This window comes from Barnesiella sp., from assembly GCF_022723415.1.
Lineage (GTDB): Bacteria > Bacteroidota > Bacteroidia > Bacteroidales > Barnesiellaceae > Barnesiella > Barnesiella intestinihominis.
Window position 1 is genome coordinate 1 of record NZ_JAIJHU010000021.1, and the last position, 24,255, is coordinate 24,255.

Below are 24,255 nucleotides of genomic sequence, written 5' to 3' on the forward strand. Positions count from 1 at the left end.
CGGGGATTATAATCCCCGGCTCTATCTATTTATTTATAGAAAAATTTGCTCGCTTAAATTGGGTTTGTTCCCCAGCCGCCACCTAATACTTTATACAAATTCACCATAGCAAGATACTCGTCTCTTACAGCATTACTCAAACCGATTTGAGCATCGAAAAAATTTCGATGGGCATCTAAAACATCGATGTAACGAATAACTCCGTTGAAATATTGTAATTGTGCTAGATCTACATACTTTTGAGCTGCTTCAAAAAGATTGAGTTGAAGTTCCGATGTTCGTCTTTTTTTCTGATAAGTTATCACGGCATCATTTACTTCTCGGAAAACTTCAAGAACCTTTTGTTCATAGGCGAAACGTTTTTCGTCATAGGCTGCCAATGACGCTTTATATTGGGCTTTCTTCTTTCCAAAGGTTAATAAAGGAGCTACGAGATTGCCAGACACATAGGAGAATGGAGATTCGAAAAAACCTTTTAATTCATCGTTTTCAAGCCCTCCGACTAAACTTATAGTTAATCGTGGAAACCGATCGGCATATGCAATCCCTACTGCCGCCATAGCAGCTTGTAGCTGTTGCTCTGCTTGACGCACATCGGGCCTTCGTTGCAGTAGGGTAGAGGGAAGCCCGATAGGTATATTTTCGGGTAAACTTACATTTAAGTCGAATTCTCCTCGTTCCACTTTCGACGGATATTCTCCGGCTAATACCGCAATTTGATTTTCTTTCAATGCGATTTTTTGCTCCAACTCGGGGATAAGAGCCGAAGCACTGGCCAGTTCTACTTGTGCTTGTTGATAAGCTGTCTCGGAAGTGAGACCACCTTCGAATCGTAATCGGGCTTGATTGACACTTTCTTCACGAGTTTTTACGGTTTGTAAAACAATTTCAAGTTCTTGATCCAATGCAACTAATTCGAAATAGGCGGTCGCTGTTTCGGCAATTAGGGTCATTTGCATGGCTCGTGCAGCTTCCACGGAGGCTAAGTACTCCGCCGCACCCTTTCTTTTTCCCCAACGTAGGCTCCCCCATAGGTCTATTTCCCAACCTAATGAGGCTTTAAGACTAAATTCGGGATCTTTTGTGAACTTTTCACCGTAATAATCATTGGTTTCGTGATCTGCGAAAAGTTGAGCTCCGATAGTTGGCCAACTAGATGCTTTACTCACGCGGTATAATTCTTCCATTTGCCTGATATGAGCTTCTGCGGCCTGCATATTCCGATTATTTCTTAACGTCTTTTTAATTAATTTGCTAAGAGTCGAATCGGAATAGAGTTCCCACCATGACATATCGGCAATGGTTAATGTATCGTTTTCTCCTGCAATAATTTCATCTGGTAAATTCAGTTCGGGAGCCTGACAGCGTTTTTGTATAGAACAACTACTTAAAATGAATGCTGTCACCAATATATATATGAAAACTTTCATCTGTTTCATCGTTTCATCATTTTAGATTTTAACTTGTAAACCCATACGAAAAGAAGGGGAACAAAAATAATGCCTACGGTAATTGCCACAATCATACCGAAAAATACGCCTGTACCGATACCTTGACGACTGGCCGATCCCGGACCGCTGGCAAAGACAAGAGGTAACATACCTAATATAAAGGCCAAAGAGGTCATTACGATAGGTCGGAATCGTAAGTGTGCGGCTTTGATTACAGCATCCACTGCATTATTTCCTTTCTCAACTTCGTCTTTGGCAAATTCTACGATAAGAATTGCATTTTTGGCGACTAATCCCACCAACATAACCAAGCCGATTTGGAAATAAATATTATTTTCAAGGCCACATATCCAGTTTCCTAAATAGGCTCCGACTCCTGCTATCGGAAGAGATAATATAACTGCTATTGGGATAGACCAACTTTCGTATTGAGCTGCAAGGAATAAGAAGACAAAAAGTAATGCTAAGGCCAATATGTAGGCTGTCTGACCACTTACATGTTTTTCCTGATAGGAAAGTCCGCTCCATTCGACGCCAATGTTTTTAGGCAAATGCTTGCTTGCTATTTCTTCGAGTATAGCCATCGCTTGTCCCGAACTATAACCCGGGGCCGCTTCTCCCGATATAGTTGTGGAGGTGAACATATTGAACCGACGAATAGTCCCCGGACCTGTTGTATACGAGGTTGTACCAAGAGCGGTAATAGGTATCATGGCGTTATTGCTTCCTTTGACGAAGAAGAGCCCCAAATTATCTTTATGTGCTCTATACGGTGCTTCGGCTTGGATATATACACGGTAGATTCTGTTGAACATATTGAAATCGTTCACATAGATCGACCCCGTAAATGTTTTGAGCGTAGAAAAAATATCGGCTATTTTTACTCCGAGCATTTGGGCCTTGTCCCGATCTACATCAAAATAAAGCTGAGGTATATCGTTTTGAATAGAAGACGATAAACCGCTTATCTCTTTTCGTTGAGAGGCATAATAAAGTAATGTGTCGGCGGCTCGTTGTAAATCGGCATAACTCGCATCGCTTCGTGCTTCGAGCACCATTTCGAAACCGCCCGAACTACCTAATCCCGGAATAACGGGAGGAGTACTCAAATAAACTTTACTTTCGGGATATTTTTTTAATTCTTCACGAATTTCCTCCATAATATCTCGGAGATTCGACGATTTGCGATCTTCCCAGGGTTTTAGAATGACCGTTAATTGACTTCGAGATTGGTTCGTACCGACACGGGGACTAGATCCTGTCACATTGAGTATATACTCTACGTCTTCACGAGACATTAAATAGTTCATGGCTCGTTCAGTTACATGGCGTGTCCTTTCCAATGTAGCGCCTTCCGGTAATTCTAACTCAACGGTAAAATACCCTTGATCTTCCTGTGGCATAAAACTTTGAGGAACTATTTCGTTAAGAACCCATATCGCTATCAGAGATATACCGAAAGCTGCTACTACTCTACGAGCATGCTTCAATCCTTTTCGAATGAGTTTCTCGTAAAGTCTATTGCCTCGTGCTAACCATAAGTTTATGTAACGAAAAAGTTTGTTTTTCTTTTTGCCTGAATCCGGTTTGAGCAGTAAAGCACACATGGCGGGACTCAAAGTTAGTGCGACTAATGTCGAAATAAGGACCGAAACGGCAATAGTAATCGTGAATTGACGGTACAATTGACCTGTAATACCGGCCAAAAAGCTGACCGGGACGAATACGGCACATAACACCAACGAGGTAGCGATAATGGCACTACCCAATCCTTGCATGGCTTTTTTGGTAGCTTCGTAGGGACTAAGATGTTCCTCATTCATGATTCGTTCTACATTCTCGACTACGACTATGGCATCGTCGACCACGATTCCGATAGCAAGGATTAAACCCAAAAGGGTCATCATATTGAGTGAGAATCCGAACGCAAGCATGATTCCGAATGTTCCTATCAACGAAATAGGTACAGCTATAACCGGGATAAGTGTAGCTCTCCAATTTTGTAGCGAGAGAAATACAACCAAGATAACCAAAATCAGGGCTTCGAAAAGCGTATGGTAAACCTCGTTTATGGATTGGGAAATATAAGAGGTCATATCGAAGGGAATTTCATAAGTAATACCCTCCGGGAAGTTACGACTAATCTCCTCCATCTCTTTCTTCACAGATTCAGCGACCTCCATTGCGTTGGCTCCCGGTAGCATGTTGATATTAAGCACGGCCGCATTACCTCCGTTTATTCCGCTTTCCGTGTTGTAAGATTGTGCTTCGAGAGAGATGCGAGCGACATCGCGCAAACGAATCAAAGAACCGTCGGGATTAGCCCGTATGACAATGTCCTCAAATTCTCCTACGGAAGATAATCGCCCTTGTGCTATGATAGGAGTCGTTATATCGATGTCGGAAATCGGTTGCTGACCCAATACTCCGGCGGCCGATTCCCGATTCTGGTCTTTCAATGCCTTTTGTAAATCGTCCACTGTAAGTCCCAGATTAGCCAAGCGGTCGGGTTGAACCCATATCTGCATAGCGTAATAACGGCTACCGACATTCGATACGCTACCCACTCCTTTGACCCGTCTCAACATGTCCAACACATTGAGCGTGGCATAATTACTGAGGTATATTTCGTCGAATTTCGGATCGTTAGAGCGTAAAGTGACAGTCATTAATCGACTGGAAGCCTGTTTTTCCACGGAAATTCCGTTTTGTACTACTTCGGCTGGGAGACGAGCTTCGGCCTGTTTCACGCGGTTTTGTATCTCAACGGCTGCTAAATCCGGGTCGGTCGATATGTCGAATGTGATTGTTGCCGAAAAACTTCCTGAATTGCTGTTCGTTGATTCCATGTAAAGCATGCCGGGCGTACCATTCAATTCCTGCTCGATGGGAGTGGCGACAGCTTGGGTGACCGTCTGTGCGCTAGCTCCCGGATAAGAGGCCGATACTTTGACTACCGGAGGAACAATTTGGGGGTACTGGTCTATCGGGAGTAAAAAAAGACCTAATACACCGACGATAACGATAACAATTGAAATAACAATTGAAAATATGGGTCTGTCGATAAAGAAGTCCGATTTCATAACATACTAATTTTTAGAATGGTCTTCTTGTTCAGCCCGATAAGTCGAGGGGATAACTTTATCTCCATGAGTGAGTTTATGAAATCCTTCGACCACTATATTTTCGTGGGGAACCAAACCTCGTTCGATAATGACATTGTTTCCTACTTCCGGTCCCAATTCGACCATACGCCTTTCTGCAATACTATCGGCTCTTACGACGAATATGTAAGCGCCCCCCTTTTCAATCGCGATTGCTTTATTGGGGACTACGACTGCCGCTTCCCGAACATCGAGCAGTAACCTTACTTTGGTGAACTGCCCCGGTAATAATATATGTTCGGGGTTGGGCATTTCGGCTCTTACTGAGAATGTACCGGTTTGAGGATCGACTTGTGGATCGGCAAAATCAACTATTCCCCGCTGAGGATAAGGCGAATTGTCGGGTAAAGTAATAGTAATGTAAGGCTCCCACGTTCGGGTCGTGTCTTTTTGCCCTAAATTAACGTTACGGGCTTTGCTTTTCAAATAATCGAGTCCGGTCATACTGAAATCGACACGAACGGTATCGCTCTTTACAACCGTAGCCAGTAACGATTGCCCGCCGGGGCCGACAAGTGTTCCTATATCGACGTTACGTTCCGATATATATCCCGAGATAGGGGAGCTCACAGTCGTATAACCCAATGCTGTTTCGGCTTGGGTTAAATCGGCCTCGCTCATCTCTACTTCGGCTTTTGCACTTTCATAAGAAGCGATGGCGTTATCTAAATCGAGTTGGCTGGCTGCATTTTGTTGATACAAAGGTCTGATGCGCTCCAAGTCTCTCTCGGCTTTCAATGCCAACGCTTTGTTTTTGTTTAGCTGAGCTTTAGCTTTATTTGCTCGAGCTTGATACTGTTTGGGGTCGATTATAAAAAGGGGTTGTCCTTTTTTTACATAAGTACCCTCGTCGAAAAGCATTTTTTCAAGGAACCCTTCTACCCGGGCCCTTATTTCAACGAATTGCTGAGCACGAATGCGGCCTACATATTCCCCGTAAATTTCCACATCGTCCGTAACAACAGGCTCGACTTCGACTATCGGTAGGTCGGGACCCGGAGGTGCGGGACGCAGTAACCAATATAATCCTCCGCTTAATAGGAGAATACCTGCCCCCACATACAACCATACCCGGGGAGAAATACGACGAATCTTTTCACTAAGCCGTAAAGCGTAGTTGCCGATATTTTTAGCGGCTTGTCGAATATTTTCAAATGAAATTTTTATCATAAAGTCAAGAAACTTTTTGGAGTAAATACACAATAATCCTGATATGAGAATGGAATAGTCCGCAAAAGTACTCTTTTTTCTTCAAATACGCCTTTTTTGTGACAATATTTAGATATTAAACATAATGCGGAAGGGGACGGTTCTGTGCCGGATAGGGATTCCGATAATAAATAAGAAATGCTGTTTGGGAGGGAATCATAGATAGTTTCTAAAAAGTGTAATCTTTGGAGTGATTTGTATTTGTTTATAAACCAAATAGATATATACTTGCTCCAATTGGTTCTACTACTATTTTCTTCAAGGGAGCAAAAAAAAAATTCCATTTTTCACTAGGGATTGTTTTTGATTTGGGGTTATATAATATATAACAAAAAAATTATAGAGATACTTATTGATTCATGAAAAAACATTAAAGGATCCATGAAAAAGTACATATCTGTTTTTTTTGATAGTTTGAAGTATCATTTACGAATGGTGAGGCATGTCGTTTTATCAGAATCCCGACTACGTCGCAGTTTATAGGAAGCATTTTGAAGTTTATCCATTTTTAATATAAAAAACATTAGCCTATGGAAATAAGAGAGACTATTTTTTAGAATTAAAATGAGAGAGGAGAATTATTTTTTTAGTATTCGAATACCTATAATACACGTATGTATAGAAGAAATCTAAAAGCAATTATTGTAGCTTTCGTACTGGTTTCTGGTTTTGGAATCGGTACTGCTGCGCATGTCAGCGCAGCTGATACGATGTCGCCACAAGGAGCGGCACAATCGAAGAGTGTAAATCAAAATGTTGCCACGGGGACAAAAGTGGTAACGGGTACAGTTACCGATCCGTCGGGAGAGACTCTTATCGGCCTCACGGTAAAAGTTTCCGGTACAAATGTGGCCGTAGCGACAGATCTCGATGGTAACTACTCGATCAAGGTTCCTGCGGGGAGTAACGAATTGGAGTTTTCCTACATCGGTTATCAAACCATCAAGCGCGCTATCAACGGGCAGAGCAAGATAGATGTAGTTATGCAGGACAATTCCGAGGTGCTCGACGAAGTCGTTGTAACCGCCATGGGTATCACCCGTAAAGAATCGTCTTTGACCTATGCGACCCAAGAAATTAAGGGAGATGATTTAATGAAGGTGCAAGATGCCAACTTCGTGAACTCGCTTCAAGGGAAAGCAGCCGGTGTAACTATCACTCAAAGTGCCGGTGGAGCCGGTGGTACTTCAAAAATCCTTTTGCGTGGTAATAAGTCGGTTATGGGTAACAACAGCCCCTTGATCGTTATCGACGGTATACCTATGACTAACCAAGTCGGTGGAGCGGCTTCTTCTTGGGCTGGTGGCGAGAGCCTCACTTATTCGAGTTCTTCGGAGGGTGGGGATGCTCTTTCCTTGATTAATCCCGACGATATCGAGAGCATCAACATTTTGAAGGGTGCTAATGCGGCTGCTCTTTACGGTAGTGCTGCGGCCAACGGCGTGCTTATGATTACGACCAAGAAAGGTAAAGAGGGTCGTGTATCGGTAAGTGTCAATTCTAATGTGACTTTTGAAAATCCGTTGGTACTTCCTCAGATACAGAATGTATATGGTGCAAATGTAAATCTGGCAGCCAGTACTCTTACTACTGAAAGTTGGGGCAAAAAGATTTCTGAAATGACACCCGAGGAGCTCAATTACAGTGGAGCTAAGTTGCGTAATTATGCAAAAGACGATATTTCCGACTTTTTCGAGACAGGTGCGACTTACAACAACTCGGTATCGGTAAGTGGTGGTACTGAGAAAGTACGTTCCTATTTCTCTTATGCCAACTCCTACGCCGACGGTATGGTTCCCAATAATACTTATCAACGAAATACTTTTTCATTCCGTCAGAGTTATTCTTTGTTCAACAAGAAGTTGAATGTCGATTTGTCATTGAACTATGTGCATGCGCAGACAAAGAATCGTCCGGGCGGAGGTACGGTCATGAACCCGTTATATGATTTGTATCGTATGCCGCGTAACATCGATATGGATTATTATAAGAAAAATTATCGAGGAGAAGGCACGTGGACTTCAAACATCTACGGATATTATAATGATCAGAAACAGTGGGTTCCCGATGGTACTATTGAGTTATCTGGACCGATGCAACAATGGGCCTATTTTTCACCGGGTAACAATAATCCCTATTGGATAACGAATGCCAATAAAGGACAGACCGAGGAGGAAAGAGCCTATGGATATATTACGGCAAGCTATGAAATCATTCCCGGCTTGAAGATACAAGGCCGTTTGAACATGGACCGTGCCAAGTATAAAGGATTTACAAAGAGAATGGCCACTACGCAAAACGTAGCCGCTATCGAGGACTATGGTATGTATGGACAGGATCTCATTTGGAGCAACGATGTCTATGTCGATGCCATGTTGAGTTACAACAAGGAAATCAAAGATTTCTCTGTATCGGCATCGGCCGGTTGGGTGGGACACACCGTTAAAGGAGAGACCCAAAAGTTGTGGACGAGAGCCACCTATTTCTCCTATACCGACATGAATCAGCTACCGACCCGTATTAACTTCTTTGAGCCTCTGGCGTCATGGGGAGGAAGCAATATGAATGAGTATTCCTTGTCTTCCAACTGGGATAAAGGTCTTTTCTTTACGGGACAAGTAGGATACAAAGATTATGTCTATTTGGAAGGTAGCTATCGCCAAGACTGGTATCGGGCTTTCAAACAATTCGAATATCGGGGTACTCCCGATAATTATGGCTATTTCTCGGTCGGAGCCAATACGTTAATGCATCGCTACATTTCTTTGCCCGAATTTATTACACACTTGAAACTCCGTGCTTCTTACTCCGAAGTAGGTAACTCTATTCCTAATGAGGTGTTTAATAAAGGTAAAGCTGATTTAGCAACCGGAGCGATCGCTTCGTCTACCTATGGCTATTTCGATAATCCTATTCCCGAAACTTCAAAATCATTCGAAGCCGGATTCGATGTATCGTTCTTCGATAGTTCGTTGAACTGGGATTTGACGTATTATCACACGGGATTGTATAATAACTATTTCCTACAAGCTACTACGGGAGGTAAGTCCAAACCTGTAAATACCGGTTTGATTCGTAATCAAGGTATCGAAACCACCGTTTCCTATTCGTTGGGCTTTGCCAAAGATTGGATGTGGCGTACTTCGGTGAATTTCTCGTACAACGACAACAAGATTGTAAAGACATTCAAAGATGAGCAAGGAAAGTCGTCTAAGCTCGAACAAAAAATTGCCGGTGGTAATATTGTGGTAAGGTACGACGAAGGCGGTTCTTACGGCGATATGTATGCCCTCGATTTTCGTCGCAATGACGATGGTAGTATTTATTTAAGTTCTAACGGAGCACCTCAGTTAAGTAACAATAGTTATGTCTACTTGGGCAATATGAATTCTAAATTCCAATTGGGATGGGGAAATACGATTTCTTGGAAAGACCTTTCTCTTTATTTCTTGGTGAGCGGTCGTATCGGTGGCAAGGTCATCTCATTGACCGAGGCTTATCTCGATTATCAAGGTGTATCTAAGCGAGTGGGAGATGCTCGTTTGGCAGCCGAAGCAAATCCCGATTTACAATGGAACGGAAAGCCGGCTATGGTAATGCCAGACGGTAATTTGGCTCCTATTGAAGAATATTACAAAGCAGTAGGTGGTAATATGTTTGGTTCGCAATATGTTTATGATGCCACCAATTTCCGTCTGGCAGAACTTTCGTTAGGTTATTCTTTCCATAATCTTTTTGGAGGAGTTATCAGTAACCTCTCGTTGTCAGTCGTAGGCCGCAACTTGTTCTTCATCTATAAGGATGCTCCGGTCGATCCCGATATCGCCCTCTCTACCAAAAACGGTTTGGGTGCGTTCGATATCTTCAATATGCCGGCAACCCGTTCGGTCGGTGTGAATTTGAAAATTGATTTTTAGTAGTAAATAATGAATAGATATATGAAAAAAACTGTTTTAGCGGCATTTGGTGCATTGCTTTCTGTTGTGAGCTTGCACTCATGTTTAGATTTCGATATGCCCACCGATACCTTTACTGGTGGTGATACCGAATTGGATCCGATAGTCTACAAAGGTAAAGCCGATAGTATAGATTATAGAAAAGAGATTTCAGAAGAAGGTTTTGCGTTTGCCGAGAAAGAATTAAACAATTATTTCTTTCAATTACAAACGGTACAATATTGTATGAGAGGAGGAAAAGAAGGCCAGCTTCCCGGAGCTCACCAATATCAATATGTGTATAATATAACCGTCGATAACTATGCCGGCTATTTATGCGTTCCTCATAACTTCTCACATGGGGGAGACGGTATTTTATCTTCTACTTACTATTACAATCGAGGATATTGCGATGGCCCTTATGGTGCTTTTCTCATGGTGAAAAACAATTTGGTGAACATGTTGAATCACCCTCATATCGACTCTATCCCCGAGATGAAAGCGATAGGACTATTGCTTTACAATTATTCGGCACAGGAGATGGTCGACCTGTATGGCTCTATCCCCTATGTGGACCACAAGAATAATAAGGAAACGAATCCATTTACCTTCAATAAGATGGCCGATATTTATGAAACTATCGTAGATAATCTGGATACGATCAATGCTTGTTTGAAACATTATGAGCAACGTCCGGGGTGGTACAAAAGTCGTTTGAATGGTATCTTGCAACAAAGTGACTGGGTAACGAAAGATTTTAGTATTGACACGTGGAGGCGTTTTGCCAATTCGTTAAAACTTCGTATGGCTATGCATATTGTGAAAGTTGATCGGACAAAAGCTCAAAAATGGGCACAAGAAGCTGTTACCGAAGGTGTAATCGAAACGGAAAATCAAGAAATAGCTTTGGATCCAGTCGTTTCAGGGTTTACCCATCCATTGGTCGATATTAGCAAATTATGGGGCGATTCCCGGTTGAATGCTTCGTTTGAGAGCTTACTGTTCAGTTTGAAGCATCCTTATGTACAAGACGATTATGCGTTGTTCGAGAAAAATTCTTCTCAGATTGTCAATGAAACAAATCCTGAGGAAATAGAACCTACCAATTCTCGGATTGTAGGGCTACGAGCTGGTATATCCATGGTTTCGGGTCAAACAGTGAGTGTTAACCCCCGTATCGCTTATTCGGCAGTTTCTTCCAATCGTATCAGTATGGCTCCGTTATACCTGATGAAACTTTCAGAAGTTCAGTTCCTTCGTGCGGAAGGTGCAGTGCGTAACTGGGCGATGGGTGGTTCTGCCCAATCTTTTTATGAAGCAGGCATTCGTAGCGCTCAGTTGGATCAACGTACAAATTCGCAATATGGAGAGAAAGTCGATGAGTATATGAGTGTGGAAGAACCGGTCGCTTATGCGTATACCGACCCGATGGACCATACCAATGATATAGCCAGTGTAACCAAAATCGGTGTTAAATGGAACGAAGGCGATACGCCGGAAACCAAATTGGAAAAAATCATCACTCAGAAGTATATTGCCGGGTTCCCCTATTCCTATGAAGCATGGAACGATTTGCGCCGTACGGGCTATCCGAAGATATTCCCCGTATTGAATGTCGAGGACGGTGACGGCAGTTTGGTACAAGGCGACCTTATTCGGAAAATTCCTTTGCCGGGAAGGGACACGAGTGCAGGTTTGTCCGATATTCAGACCTCTGGTATAGAGGCTTTGGGGGGGACCGATACACAAGGTACTCGTGTTTGGTGGGACGTAGAAGGTTCCAATTTCTAATGAAATGGTTTAGAGGGCAGGGGAGCTGTCGCTCCTCTTCTCTCTACTATTTATAATAGTTACAAAATTTATAATTTAATGTTTTTTTTATCATGAAGAAGTTTACTGTATGCGGTGCGGCTGTGGCTCTATGCTGTCTGGCCGGCAACGTGCAGGCGCAAGAACCGGAATATCCGGCGTCTGCATCGACAGAAGTTTTTGACTTTACACCGTGGAATGATGACAAGTTATTGCTGTTATTCGCTCAGGCGGCTGATGAAGGACGTAAGTACCCGACCAAAGAAGAGTTTGAAGCTGCCGGTTTTAATCTCGATCTGGAATTCTCCCGTTCGCACGTACGCCCGGCAGTTATTATGGAAGATGCAGCCAAAAACATTGTTGCCGATGTATATCCCACCCGTCGGTTGTGGATGAACACACCGACCGGACAAGGTGAAAGTGTCGGTGGCTATCCCAGCTCCGAATTCCATAGCGATGTATTCTCTATGTGGAACTATACGAATTTATACGGTGCTTGGAACCACACTATATTACAAGCTCCGGGTTCTTGGGCCGATGCCGCTCACAAGAATGGGACGCACATGTTCTCGGGTATTAAGTTTTTCGAGTCTTGGGGAACAACTTCAAGTGAGTATATCAAGCTTATTACAAAGAAAAACGAGAAAGGAGAATACGTGTATGTAGATGCCTTTTTGAATGCTCTTTTGTTCTTGGGATTGGACGGTATAAACTACAATTTCGAGGATTCGGGCTATCAGCAGACTGACGTTGTCGGATTCCATCAAGCGCTTTACAAAAGAGCGAAAGAGATAGGGTTCGACAGTTTCCATATTGGTTTGTACACCAGTAGTTCTTCACTTTCGACACGTACTGCAAATGCCCTTTATGGAACAAAAGCGAACGGTAAAACCGCTGACTTAATGTTGAATTATTCGGGAGGAGATTTTGCAACACAATATATGGCTTCGTCGGTTCAAGCGGCAGAAACTGCTTACGGTACGGCCGACGGTTTATATGCCGGTGGTTGGTATCGTCACATGGATCTTAGCTGGCCTCTCTTGAATCAAGATGAAGCGACGAAGAGATGTGGTCTTTGCCTTTGGGGAGAGCACAAAATCAGTCGTTTCTTCCAATATGTGGTGGGAAAAGACCCCATGGATATGCAAACGAACTATCAAAAGTTGTTGGAAAAAGGATTCTCGGGGGGGTATCGCACACCGATCCAACGTCCGGCTCCTTCCTATACTAATGTATTCCAAGTAGAAAATGCCAGTGAAGCAGATACGCAATTAGCCGAATTCTGCGGATTGGCCGAATTTATACCGGAACGTACGGCTATTCAAGGCGATCTGCCGTTCAATACCTATTTCTCATTGGGAAATGGAGATTTCTATGCTTATAAAGGTAAAAAAACACTGGGTAGCTGGTACAACATGGGACAACAAGACTATGTACCGACCTATCGTTGGTTAATCTATCAAACGGGGACAACGAACCGTTCGACGGATATCGATGCTGAATTTACTCATGAGGATGCTTATATCGGTGGATCTGCCCTCCGTTTGAAAGGAACTCCTACTTCGACGGGATCTGATGTAGTGCTTTATCGTGCCAAACTGACTGTTTCTGGGAATAATGCAACAGCCAAACTGGCCGTGAAATCGGGTATCGAGGGAAGTAATGCTTCCAATCTATATCTCATCTTGAAGAAATTTGATGACAGTGCATGGTTGGAATTCCCTGTGGGCGACTTGAAAGGCGCTACTTGGGAAGAAAAAGAAATAGCTCTCAGCGGTATCAACCAAAACGATGTAATCGAATATATCGGTCTGCGTGTGAAAGGTTCGGCATCGGACAGCTATAAAATGCTCGTAGGACAGTTGCAATTATGCGATGACCGCTCTGCTATGAAACCCGCTGATATCGACGATTTGAGTGTAGTTACAGAAGTGAAGGAAGAAACGACTTCTTCGATGTCTGTAAAATTGACTTGGAGTGTCGATTATACTGGATTTAGTCCTGTCCGCAAAGATTATGGTATGGTTTACAACGACGAGGTAAATATCGATCATTTTGAAATTTTGTATAAGAATGGAGAAGACGGACGAGTATCGGAAGTAGGACGTACTTCCACTTGGTCGGCTTATGTAGGTAATATTCAATTTGAAGATGAAAACGACGATCCCTATATCGGTGTTCGTTCGGTATCAGTCGATTTGAAATCGTATTCTCCGGTGGTGTGGACGCATGTACCGCGTGCCACGGGGTCTTTACCCGAGCCCGATACCGATTTGTATGGAAAAACTTATTTGAATCTCGAATCGGAAGGTGTTGAGACAGCTCAAAAATATCGTTATGTTTCATCGCTTGTTACTACGGGTGCAACTGAAAATTTGAACTATACATCGAATACACCTGTTGGAGGTGATAACTATTTGAGAGTAACTGACCAAAAACTGAAAGTAGAACAAGGCCAGAAAGTAACGGTTAAGTTTGCAGGACGAGTTAACGGTAGCGACGATGGTTTGAAGTGGTGTTTGGGTAAAGCCTATGTAGATTGGAATCTCGATTATGTATTCGATGCTAGTACAGACGAATTAGTAATGGAGGTAGGTACGTTAAATGCAGGAACCGATTCTATCGCAACAGGTTGTACCTTCATTCTTAATGTTCCCGAGGATGCGGCAGTGGGTACAAGTCGTTTCCGTATGGTATTCTCTGATGCTTGGTTTACTCACCCCGGACCTACGGGAGGTACGGCAAAAGGATTCTCGATCGATTTCGATGTGGAAGTAACCGGATCGAATCCCGGACGTGAACCGGAAAAAACATATGCCGACTACCGTGATCAAGGTATTGCCGATGAACCCGATGGATTAGATGTATCTGGAATCGAAGATGTCGTAAATGGCAACGGCAACGGTGTATCGTCTGTTTCTTCGCTGTATCCTACGGTAGCTACCGATGTAATCTATTTCAACAATGTAGATAAGGCTTGGATATATACGGTCGATGGACAGTTGGTTAAATATGTAAACAACAATCCCGAATCTGTGAATGTCTCCGATCTGTCTTCTGCTATGTATGTAGTGAAGATGCAGAAAGGCAATGTGGTACGTAGCCAGAAGATGTTCAAGAAATAAAGAAGATTGTTTCAGGTTAATAACAGTCTGAAAAGACTGCCTCTCTCGAAAGGTTATCCGATGTGATATCGGGTAACCTTTCTTTTTTTATGTTTTTCGAAAACAATTTATTCCCCTTGTCGATTCATGTATCATGACGGTCGATAATACGACAGTAGAAGGAACGGAATGCACGATTCGTTTTTATTTTCTGGGTCGCAAATCGGTAAGAAAAGGCTTTAATACGCTTTTTATGAACTTGATAAGAAAAAAATAGGACAGATTTATTTTAATTCTTAACTTTACTCTGTTTTTTGGAAATTTCTTTTTTTAATTCGTTCTGGAATACATAGATTCTTTCGGACACAAATGCTTTGGAATATTCGGATTCATCTGCAATAGATTTTATAGAATATCCTTGTATATATTTTTCAATGATTGACCGGTCAACGTGGTTGAGCAATCGGAATATATTTGTAAATGTTTCTATATCAATCATGTCTATTGAACAAATTTGACGGCGAATTGTTCTAAATAATCTAAGTTGAAACAATTTAATTTTAGTCATAACTTTTTTATATAAAAGCCTCCGACCATAATACACGATACTAAAAAGAACAGTGAATAAATTCGTGAAATGCAAAACTCTATTTGCATTTTATTATGGATCGGAGGCCTATGTCAAACCAACCGAAATGGCAATCGCCACCACGAATTTATTCACTGTATGATACAAATATAGCGATTTGTTTTTGATTATTTTATAAAATAATCCTAGAATTTTTACTAATCTAAATTATTTTATTTTTCTTCTTTTATAAGAGATTGTAAACGTGGGCTTTGTATATTTTATAAAATGGAAGAAAATAGCGGGCAGGAGTTTTGAATTACATGTTTATTCCGATGGTTTAGTCTCTATTTGAGTAGTGATATTCAATCTTTCTTTTTTGATGTGTGTCTAAGTACGATTTGTAGAAGCCATATTTGCCAAGTTTTTTTGCACGGAATTTGCACGGTTTTGAAACAAAACGCACCTAAGCACAACAAAAATATACGAAACGTCTATCGATTGAAAGTATATTTTTTGATGAAATATATAAAGAAAAAACACTGAAAATCATTTGATAATCAGTGTTTATATTTTGTCGGGGTAGCGGGATTCGAACCCACGACCCCCTGCTCCCAAAGCAGGTGCGCTAACCGGACTGCGCTACACCCCGAATCCCATTAATCGTTTCTCGATTTTGGTGCTGCAAATTTACAGCTTTTTTTTATATCCACAACTATGCTCCCATATTTTTATCAAATTCTTTAAGGAATCATATTTGTTTACCGATGTTTTATTTTAATTTTGCAAAGATAATTTTTCATAAGAATGTCGGAGTATAATCAACGAAAATAAATCATATAATAATGTATAGAACGAATACGTGCGGAGAATTGCGGTTGAACCATGTCGGCCAAAAGGTAACGTTGGCAGGGTGGGTACAACGCAGTCGCAAAATGGGCGGAATGACATTTGTCGATCTGCGAGACAGATATGGTATCACACAGTTGGTCTTTAATCAAGAAACAGATGCCGATTTATGCGATAAAGCGAATAAATTGGGGCGTGAGTATGTCATACAGGTAACCGGTACGGTAACGGAACGGTCAAGCAAAAATACCAATCTGCCGACCGGTGAAATAGAAATCATAGCCGAAAATTTGGTCGTGTTGCATACCGCAGAGACACCGCCTTTTACTATCGAAGACGAATCGGACGGAGGAGACGATATTCGCATGCAGTATCGTTATCTCGATTTGAGACGATCGGTAGTACGCCGTAATCTCGAATTACGTCACAAGATGGCATTCGAAGTCCGCCGTTATCTCGACGAATTAAATTTCTTGGAGGTGGAGACTCCGGTGTTGATCAAGTCTACTCCCGAAGGGGCTCGTGATTTTGTAGTGCCTTCAAGAATGAATCCGGGAGAGTTTTACGCGCTCCCTCAATCGCCCCAAACATTGAAACAGTTATTGATGGTATCGGGATTCGACCGTTATTTCCAAATCGTGAAATGTTTTCGTGACGAGGATTTACGGGCAGACCGTCAGCCCGAGTTTACTCAGATAGACTGTGAAATGTCTTTTGTCGAGCAAGAAGATGTTTTGAATATTTTTGAAGGTATGATTAAACACCTGTTCAAAAAGATTCGTGGCATTGAGTTCAACGAACCGTTTTTGCGTATGACATGGGCCGACGCCATGAAATACTATGGCAGCGATAAACCCGATATGCGCTTCGGTATGAAATTCGTTGAAATGAAAGATTTAACCGAAGGACATAATTTTGTGGTGTTCGATAGTGCCGAGTATGTGGGCGGTATCTGTGCCGAAGGGTGTGCGACATATACCCGTAAGCAACTCGATGAATTGACCGAGTTCGTCAAACGTCCACAAATAGGAGCCAAAGGGTTGGTCTATGTCCGTTTCGATGAAAACGGCACGCCAAAGTCATCGGTCGACAAATTTTATTCGGCAGACGATTTGAAAAAGTGGGGCGAAAGATTCGGTGCAAAACCGGGCGACCTGTTGTTGATATTAGCTGGTCCTGCGATGAAAACCCGTAAGGCTCTTTGTGAGCTGCGGCTGGAAATGGGCTCTCGTTTGGGGTTGCGGGATAAAGATACGTTTGCACCCTTGTGGGTTATCGATTTTCCCTTGTTCGAATGGGACGAGGAGACCCAGCGCTTCTATGCCATGCATCACCCGTTTACTTCCCCGAAAGCGGAAGATATTCCTCTATTGGATAGCGATACCGGAGCCGTCAGAGCGAACGCTTACGACATGGTTATCAACGGTGTCGAATTGGGTGGCGGGTCTATCCGTATACACGACAGTGAATTGCAAGACCATATGTTCCGTTTGCTGGGATTTACCGAAGAGCAAGCATTGGATCAGTTTGGTTTCTTAATCAATGCATTCAAGTATGGAGCACCGCCTCACGGAGGTTTGGCGTTCGGTTTGGATCGTCTAGTCTCGATGTTCGCCGGATTAGATTCTATACGAGACTGCATCGCATTCCCCAAAAACAATTCCGGTCGAGATGTTATGCTTAATGCACCTTCTATTTTGGCGGAATCCCAGTTAGAAGAACTATGTATAAAAGTGAACCCGAAGAATTAGAGATTCGTGATAATAGTTAACGATATCATAAAGGCGATAGAATCGGTCGCTCCATTGAATTGGCAAGAATCCTATGATAATGCAGGATTGCAAGTGGGCGGTCGGTTTCAATCGGTTTCGGGTGCGGTTGTTTGTCTCGATGTCACGGAAGCCGTAGTCGACGAAGCTATCTCTATGGGATATAATTTGATTGTATCTCACCATCCTTTACTCTTCAAGGGATTGAAATCGATAACGGGGAATAGTTATGTCGAGAGGATTGTCATTAAAGCTATTCAACACAACATAGCCATTTATGCAGCCCATACCAATCTCGACAATGCCCCGGAGGGGGTATCTTACAGAATGGCTCGGAAACTGGGATTGACCTCGATTCGAGTTTTAGACCCGTTATGCGGCCGACTGATAAAATTGGTTACCTATGTACCTTCGACTCATGTCGAGAGCGTAAGAAACGCTCTTTTTGAAGCAGGAGCCGGTCATATAGGGAACTATGATAAGTGCAGTTTCGGACAAGAAGGGACAGGGACGTTTCGTGCGGGAACCTATGCTAATCCATATTGCGGTACGATAGGGGAGTTTCACCGGGAACAAGAGACGCGCTTGGAAGTGATAGTTCCTATACATGTACAAGAAGCGGTTATCGATGCGCTGAAAAGGAGCCACCCGTATGAAGAACCGGCATTCGATTTGATTCCGTTATCCAACCGATGGGAACAAGTCGGGAGCGGTGTTGTAGGAGCCTTACCGGAACCTGTCGATGAAGTGTTGGTCTTGGAAAAGCTGAAAGAAATTTTTAAGGCCGGTTGCGTAAAACATTCTCCGTTGCATAACCGAAAAATTTCACGAATAGCATTATGTGGAGGAGCCGGAGCCTCATTGATGACAAAAGCTGTCATAGCCGGAGCCGATATGTTTGTTACAGGAGAGATTCGTTATCACGACTATTTCGAATTTGAATCTCATATACTATTGGCCGAAATCGGTCATTATGAGAGCGAACAATATACAAAAGAAATTTTTTGTGAGATAATTCAAAAAAAATTCCCTACCTTTGCAATCCATTCTACACAGGTAGATACAAATCCGATAAATTATTTGTAAAGTATGGCTACTGACAAAACAAAAGCAGAGAAAGAATATACAGTGGAGGAGAAGTTGAAAACACTGTATGATTTGCAAACCATTCTTTCGGAAATCGATAGAATAAAAACATTGAGAGGTGAGCTTCCTCTTGAAGTTCAAGACCTTGAAGATGAAATTGCAGGTCTTGAAACTCGTATCAAAAACTTTCATACAGAAATAGAAGACCTTAAAGCTGCTGTGTCGGCTAAAAAAGTAGAAATACAAAATGCCCAAACGCTTATAGAGAAATATACTAAGCAGCAGGATAACGTGCGGAATAATCGAGAATTTGATTTTCTGTCGAAAGAAATCGAATATCAAACGCTTGAAATTCAATTGTGCGAAAAACGTATCAATGAATTTATCGCAGCACAAGAGGCCAAGAGTAATGAAGTCGCAGCTTCGGAGGAGATTTTACAGGATCGCCAGCATATTTTGAACGAAAAGAAAAGCGAACTTGATGAAATTGTTTCGGAGACCAAACAAGATGAAGAAAAGCTGAGGGAAAAGGCCAAGAAACTTGAAAATAAAGTGGAGCCTCGTTTGTTGTCTGCATTTAAGAGAATTCGTAAGAACGCACGCAATGGTTTGGCAGTGGTTTATATTCAACGCGATTCTTGTGGAGGGTGTTTCAATCGTATTCCACCTCAAAGACAGCTCGATATCAAAATGCGTAAGAAAATTATCGTTTGTGAATATTGCGGACGTATTATGATTGACCCGGAACTTGCGGGAGTGAAAGATGTAAATTAGTAGAATTAAAATTATTTTTATAAGAAAAAGGTCATTCTGAAAATGAATGACCTTTTTTGTCTGACTTTATCACCCGTTTTAACAGGGTTATTTTGCTATTTATTAAGAAAAGACACGTTGACTAAGTGCTTCCAAAGCTCGCTTTTTATCATCACGACGCATAACGAACGACACATCGCAGTTATCTCCGTAAGAGATCATTCGTACAGGAATATCTTTTAAGGCTTCGACTATTTGATGTTCAAAGCCCACATTATACCATTTCAGATCACCCACAACACAAATAATTACCATATCATCTTCGACCGAAACATCGGCATATCGTTCCAGCATAGAGATTATTTTCGGCAAATGTATCTTATTGTCGATTGATAAAGATATTTCCACATTAGACGTTACGACCAAATCGATAGGTGTATGGGATTGTGCAAAGCAGTGAAATATTTTTTCGAGGAAACGGTAACACGGTATTTTATAATGAGAGCGCAACTTAATATAAGTTACGTTATCTTTGGCTGCAACAGCCTTTATTTTCCCGGTGTCGGCAGTATCGGAAATAAGCGTTCCCGGAGCTTGGGGATTCATAGTGTTGAGTAACCTTACAGGGATATTTTTTAATTTGGCCGGAAGGATACATGTCGGATGCAAAATCTTTGCACCGAAATAAGCGAGTTTGGAGGCTTCGTCAAAAGTCAGAGTACGCACTGGTGCTGTTGTCGATACTACTCTTGGGTCGTTGTTGTGTAGTCCGTCTATGTCGGTCCATATTTGTATCTCACATGCATTCAAGGCTGAACCCAATAATGATGCAGTATAATCGCTACCGCCTCGTTGTAGGTTGTCTATTTCACCGGATACGTTACGACAAATATAACCTTGCGTAATAAACAAACGATTATTGGGATAGCGTTTTAATAATTTGCATACATTTCTTTTGATAAAGTGTATATCGGGCTCTCCGTTTCTGTCGGTACGCATGAACTCAATCGCAGGAAGCAGAACCGATACGATTCCAATTTCTTTCAAATAAATATGCATCAGTCGAGTTATCAGTAATTCGCCCTGTGACAGTATAATTTTTTCTTGTTTTGAAGAAATGGGAGATTGAGCTATTGTTTGTAACGATGAAAAAGAGCACAGAATAAACTTTTTAGCTTCTTCTATGCTCTTTGCAGAAAGATAGAGCTTATCGGCGACTTCGATATACTTGCTTTTCAAACACTCAATGTCACGTTGTGCACCGTCGATATCTCCATTAAATAGTAATGAGGCTATTTCTGCCAATGAATTGGTCGTGCCCGACATTGCCGATAGTACGACCAGATTCAACTCATTATTACAAATAAGATTTGCTACATGTTTGATTCTCTCGACGGTTCCTAATGAAGTTCCTCCGAATTTCAAGATTTTGAATTTTTCTTTTTTACGATCCATTTTCTGCTTTTCCATTTCTCACATGTCTCTATTACAGAGTTTTCGTTTTATACTTTGCAATTAAAATACCATAGTTTGAAATTTATATAATTGTTTGATTTATAATTAATTATTAAATTTAAATATAAAGGCGATATTTCCAAAATGAAAAAAGACCATATCGTTATGATAGATACGGTCTTTTTGTGATTACATTTACAAAGTATACCGAGTATTGATCAATTGATTTGTACCGGCTGTATAGGTTGCTGTTTTATCAAATCGAGTGGAACCGCTTGATATTTTACACGATTAAAATCGATGGCTTTCAAGTCTATGCAACGAATGTCGCTATTATACATAGTACGATAATAGATAACTCTGTGTGTAAGATCTGTCGATGATGTCCATTGTGTGGCACTCGGTATATCGGTAGGCGTTTCACTTTCAGAAAACTCTATACCGATAGATATATCAAAGTTGTTCAAAATGTGAAAGCTCTGTATAACAGCTTCTATCGCTGTTTCTTTTTGTGGAGAAGAAGTCTGGTAAAAAGCGGCACGTATGAATCTTGATGGGGGAGTGACATCACCGGGAATGCCGAGGAAACCACTGCCTGCACCAAATGAGGAAAGTTTTATATTTCCGAGTGTCCTCGGATTAGTAGTCCCGGAATAAAGATTGATGTAATTATTCAGATTGGTCATGTGCCATTCAAAACCGGGAGAATTGGTAAGTATTCCTAATGTATTTTCATAGAAATTAGGTTGACCATCAACAATCTCCAATACGATTTGCTTTCCTGTAATATCTGCCATTCTCCAATGAACGGTTGAGGCTCTCGGGTCAATCGGCACGATGTGTATCTTTTTTATAGCTTTCATAGCTTCGTCTACCGTTGAAAAGTTTCCCAATATCCATGATACTAACTGTAAATCGGCTATACTGGAATCTTTCAGTTTGGAATCATAGTCTTCATATCGACCATATCCGGGAAAATAAAATAATCCGGCAGATAGTCCAGCCTCGTTTAGTCCCTCTGCCACAAATTCCTTTTGTTCGACGGATAACCCGATATAACCGTAACGAGCTGTAAATTTCATTCCCGATCGCTCTCCTCCGGGAATATAGGAATACTGTTCGTAACCACGAGGAACGACAACATATTGGCTATTTAAATCGCTGCCGCCCCATTCGATTGTTCGGGCAAGAATCATAGAATTATCTTTTGTTGTTAAAGTAATGCCGGTACAAGCTTCTGAGACATGAACTTGAAATAGAATGATAACAACCGTTATCCATAAAGAAAGTAATTTTTTCATTTTTTTGTTATGTTTAATTGAGATGGGAATAAAGTATAAAAAGAAATGCATTTATAATTGTCAGAATTCAAATATACTTAATTTTTTAATATTAACAAGATATCTTTGTTATTATGAGTATAAAGCTGGCTATAAAATGTCAGTTTATTTTTAAACATTCTTTATCTCTAAATTGTTTTGCCAATAATTTGAAATACGAGGTAAAGCTATTCAGAGAAATATAGTACATTTGTACTAAATGTAATTTTATGCTTTGGTGTAAACCAAGTTTTACGTACTTTTACCTCGATTACAATTTGTATGATGAATAGGTTTATTTGTATTCCTTTATCTCTCTTTTTGTTGAGTGTCTGCAATCCGAAAAAAAACGAGCGACCAAATGGGTGGTATTATATCACCGATCGTGTAGAAGACAGTATTTCTTTAGAACCTATCGTAACTATTAATGATTTTGAAGAAATAAAATTAGATTCGGCAGAAAACTTAAAAGGTAAGTTCATATATCAAATTACGGGCCATGTAGCTGCTGATTGTGTAGAAAAGTGGGCAGACGCAACAGAGCATTCGATAGGGAAACGAATTGGATTTGTTTTTCAAGATGAAGTTATTTGTACTCCCTGTATCAATTGCCGCATAGAGACCGGTAGTTTTGCTATATCTGCCCAAGATACAGATATAAAATCTATATATTGGCAAATTGTTCGAAAAATTCACAGCCGATAAGAAGGAATCCTATCGGCTGTGCCTCTATAATAAATTATACAGATTAGAATCGGAAACTAACATATAGGTATGCGCCTGATACTTTCCAATCTTGATTTTCTTCATCTATCTTATACGAAGTCGTACCCCAACGATATTCAGCACCAAGAGATATAACTTTGTATGAAGCTGCTAAACCTGTATTAAAATAAGATCCATAGTTCATCAGGAAATCACTGTCTTGATTATATGCGACGGAGAAAGTCGGATCATAACGGAAATATACGTTTATTTTTAAGAAATCGACCGGATTAATCGTGATAGAAGGACCAAACTGCATTCCGATTTCAGCTTTATAAATATCTCCGCCGTCTTCAAAATCACTTTCTTCTACGGTATATTTTGCTGCTGCTATATCGAAGACTGTCCAATCCAATCCGAATTTCAACATTCCGAAAAGAGGCTTTTTGTGCAAATAATAAGTATTCCCTCGGTTTATAGCCACAGCAAAATCACTATTTAATTTTTCTAAGCCATTACCCCGGGTTAATGAAGGCATACCATAAGAAATATTGAAGTATTTTTTTCTTCCCCAAATTTTTTCTTGTTTAGCCATGTAATCAAGTTTTGTATTCATTTCTTCGGTAAGATTCTCAATTTTTGTATTAAGGCTATCTACTTGTAAATTCAATGTTTTATTTTGGCCCCGATATATAAAAAGCGAATCTTTTAATAAATCGTTTTCTTCTGATAAATTTTTATATTTACCGAGAAGTGTTTTCTGCTCTTTAATCAATGAGTCTTTACTGGCTTTTAGTAATACATTTTGATTTTTAAGTGTACTGTTGTCTTTCGATAAAGCACTATTTACCGAAGACTTTTCATCGATTACTTTGTGCATAATACCGATGGAATCTTTCAGCATTTGGTTCTGCTTCTTTAAGGTTTGAGCCGATACAACCTGGCATATCGGCATACAAATTAGAAATAAAAATACTATCTTTTTCATGATTTGAGATTTTTCTGCAAAAATAATAATAAAAAACAAAATGAAAATCACATGATAATCGTTATTCTTTTAATTTTTTTTAATCGATGAG

Annotated in this window: 13 protein-coding genes and 1 tRNA gene; 7 read left to right on the forward strand and 7 right to left on the reverse strand. The window is 41.0% G+C overall.

Features of this window, described 5'->3' with window-relative positions; all coding sequences use genetic code 11:
* Positions 1-53: 53 nt before the first annotated feature.
* From QVD32_RS05835 to QVD32_RS05845, 3 genes are read right to left on the reverse strand one after another with little or no spacing between them, the layout of a single operon-like run.
* A complete protein-coding gene (locus QVD32_RS05835) occupies positions 54-1,439 on the reverse strand; it encodes an efflux transporter outer membrane subunit (RefSeq protein WP_021892551.1) in 1,386 nt (461 codons plus the stop codon).
* Positions 1,436-4,534: an efflux RND transporter permease subunit gene (locus tag QVD32_RS05840; RefSeq protein ID WP_021892552.1), complete on the reverse strand. Its 3,099-nt coding sequence runs from the start codon at positions 4,532-4,534 to the stop codon at positions 1,436-1,438. The genes QVD32_RS05835 and QVD32_RS05840 overlap by 4 nt, the downstream gene beginning before the upstream one ends.
* 6 nt (positions 4,535-4,540) lie before the next feature.
* Positions 4,541-5,782, reverse strand: coding sequence for an efflux RND transporter periplasmic adaptor subunit (locus QVD32_RS05845; protein WP_270552369.1), 1,242 nt, complete (start codon positions 5,780-5,782; stop codon positions 4,541-4,543).
* Positions 5,783-6,438: 656 nt separating this feature from the next.
* On the opposite strand from QVD32_RS05845, the gene QVD32_RS05850 reads away from it, so the two are divergent.
* From QVD32_RS05850 to QVD32_RS05860, 3 genes are all read left to right on the forward strand, one after another.
* Entirely contained in the window at positions 6,439-9,741 is a 3,303-nt protein-coding gene (locus QVD32_RS05850; RefSeq protein ID WP_008862100.1) for a SusC/RagA family TonB-linked outer membrane protein, read from the forward strand.
* Positions 9,742-9,762: 21 nt separating this feature from the next.
* Entirely contained in the window at positions 9,763-11,550 is a 1,788-nt protein-coding gene (locus QVD32_RS05855; protein WP_021892554.1) for a SusD/RagB family nutrient-binding outer membrane lipoprotein, read from the forward strand.
* Between the two features lie 92 nt (positions 11,551-11,642).
* Positions 11,643-14,693 (forward strand): T9SS type A sorting domain-containing protein, encoded by a 3,051-nt coding sequence (locus QVD32_RS05860; protein WP_021892555.1) that lies wholly within the window; start codon positions 11,643-11,645, stop codon positions 14,691-14,693.
* Positions 14,694-15,817: 1,124 nt separating this feature from the next.
* Here the strand turns inward: QVD32_RS05860 and QVD32_RS05865 are convergent.
* A tRNA-Pro gene (locus QVD32_RS05865) sits at positions 15,818-15,892 on the reverse strand.
* A 193-nt stretch (positions 15,893-16,085) separates the two neighbouring features.
* Between QVD32_RS05865 and aspS the strand changes: the two genes are divergently transcribed.
* The 3 genes from aspS to QVD32_RS05880 are packed head-to-tail and all read left to right on the forward strand — an operon-like array spanning position 16,086 to position 19,718.
* Positions 16,086-17,840 (forward strand): aspartate--tRNA ligase, encoded by a 1,755-nt coding sequence (gene aspS, locus QVD32_RS05870; protein WP_021892556.1) that lies wholly within the window; start codon positions 16,086-16,088, stop codon positions 17,838-17,840.
* Positions 17,841-17,849: 9 nt separating this feature from the next.
* The gene (locus tag QVD32_RS05875; RefSeq protein ID WP_195242065.1) at positions 17,850-18,944 is read left to right on the forward strand and encodes a Nif3-like dinuclear metal center hexameric protein; all 1,095 of its coding nucleotides are present in this window, start codon (positions 17,850-17,852) and stop codon (positions 18,942-18,944) included.
* A gap of 3 nt (positions 18,945-18,947) precedes the next feature.
* Positions 18,948-19,718, forward strand: a complete 771-nt coding sequence (locus QVD32_RS05880) for a zinc ribbon domain-containing protein (protein ID WP_008862094.1) — start codon at positions 18,948-18,950, stop codon at positions 19,716-19,718.
* A 102-nt stretch (positions 19,719-19,820) separates the two neighbouring features.
* Here the strand turns inward: QVD32_RS05880 and QVD32_RS05885 are convergent, their stop codons facing one another.
* Both QVD32_RS05885 and QVD32_RS05890 read right to left on the reverse strand, forming a co-directional pair.
* The gene (locus QVD32_RS05885; RefSeq protein ID WP_229033620.1) at positions 19,821-21,167 is read right to left on the reverse strand and encodes an aspartate kinase; all 1,347 of its coding nucleotides are present in this window, start codon (positions 21,165-21,167) and stop codon (positions 19,821-19,823) included.
* Positions 21,168-21,370: 203 nt separating this feature from the next.
* Entirely contained in the window at positions 21,371-22,453 is a 1,083-nt protein-coding gene (locus tag QVD32_RS05890) for a linear amide C-N hydrolase (RefSeq protein WP_021892559.1), read from the reverse strand.
* 300 nt (positions 22,454-22,753) lie between these two features.
* Here QVD32_RS05890 and QVD32_RS05895 point away from each other — a divergent pair, with 300 nt between their 5' ends.
* Positions 22,754-23,176, forward strand: a complete 423-nt coding sequence (locus QVD32_RS05895; protein WP_021892560.1) for a SecDF P1 head subdomain-containing protein — start codon at positions 22,754-22,756, stop codon at positions 23,174-23,176.
* A gap of 43 nt (positions 23,177-23,219) precedes the next feature.
* On the opposite strand, the gene QVD32_RS05900 is transcribed toward QVD32_RS05895, so the two are convergent.
* Positions 23,220-24,164 (reverse strand): hypothetical protein, encoded by a 945-nt coding sequence (locus QVD32_RS05900; protein ID WP_021892561.1) that lies wholly within the window; start codon positions 24,162-24,164, stop codon positions 23,220-23,222.
* Between the last annotated feature and the right edge of the window lie 91 nt (positions 24,165-24,255).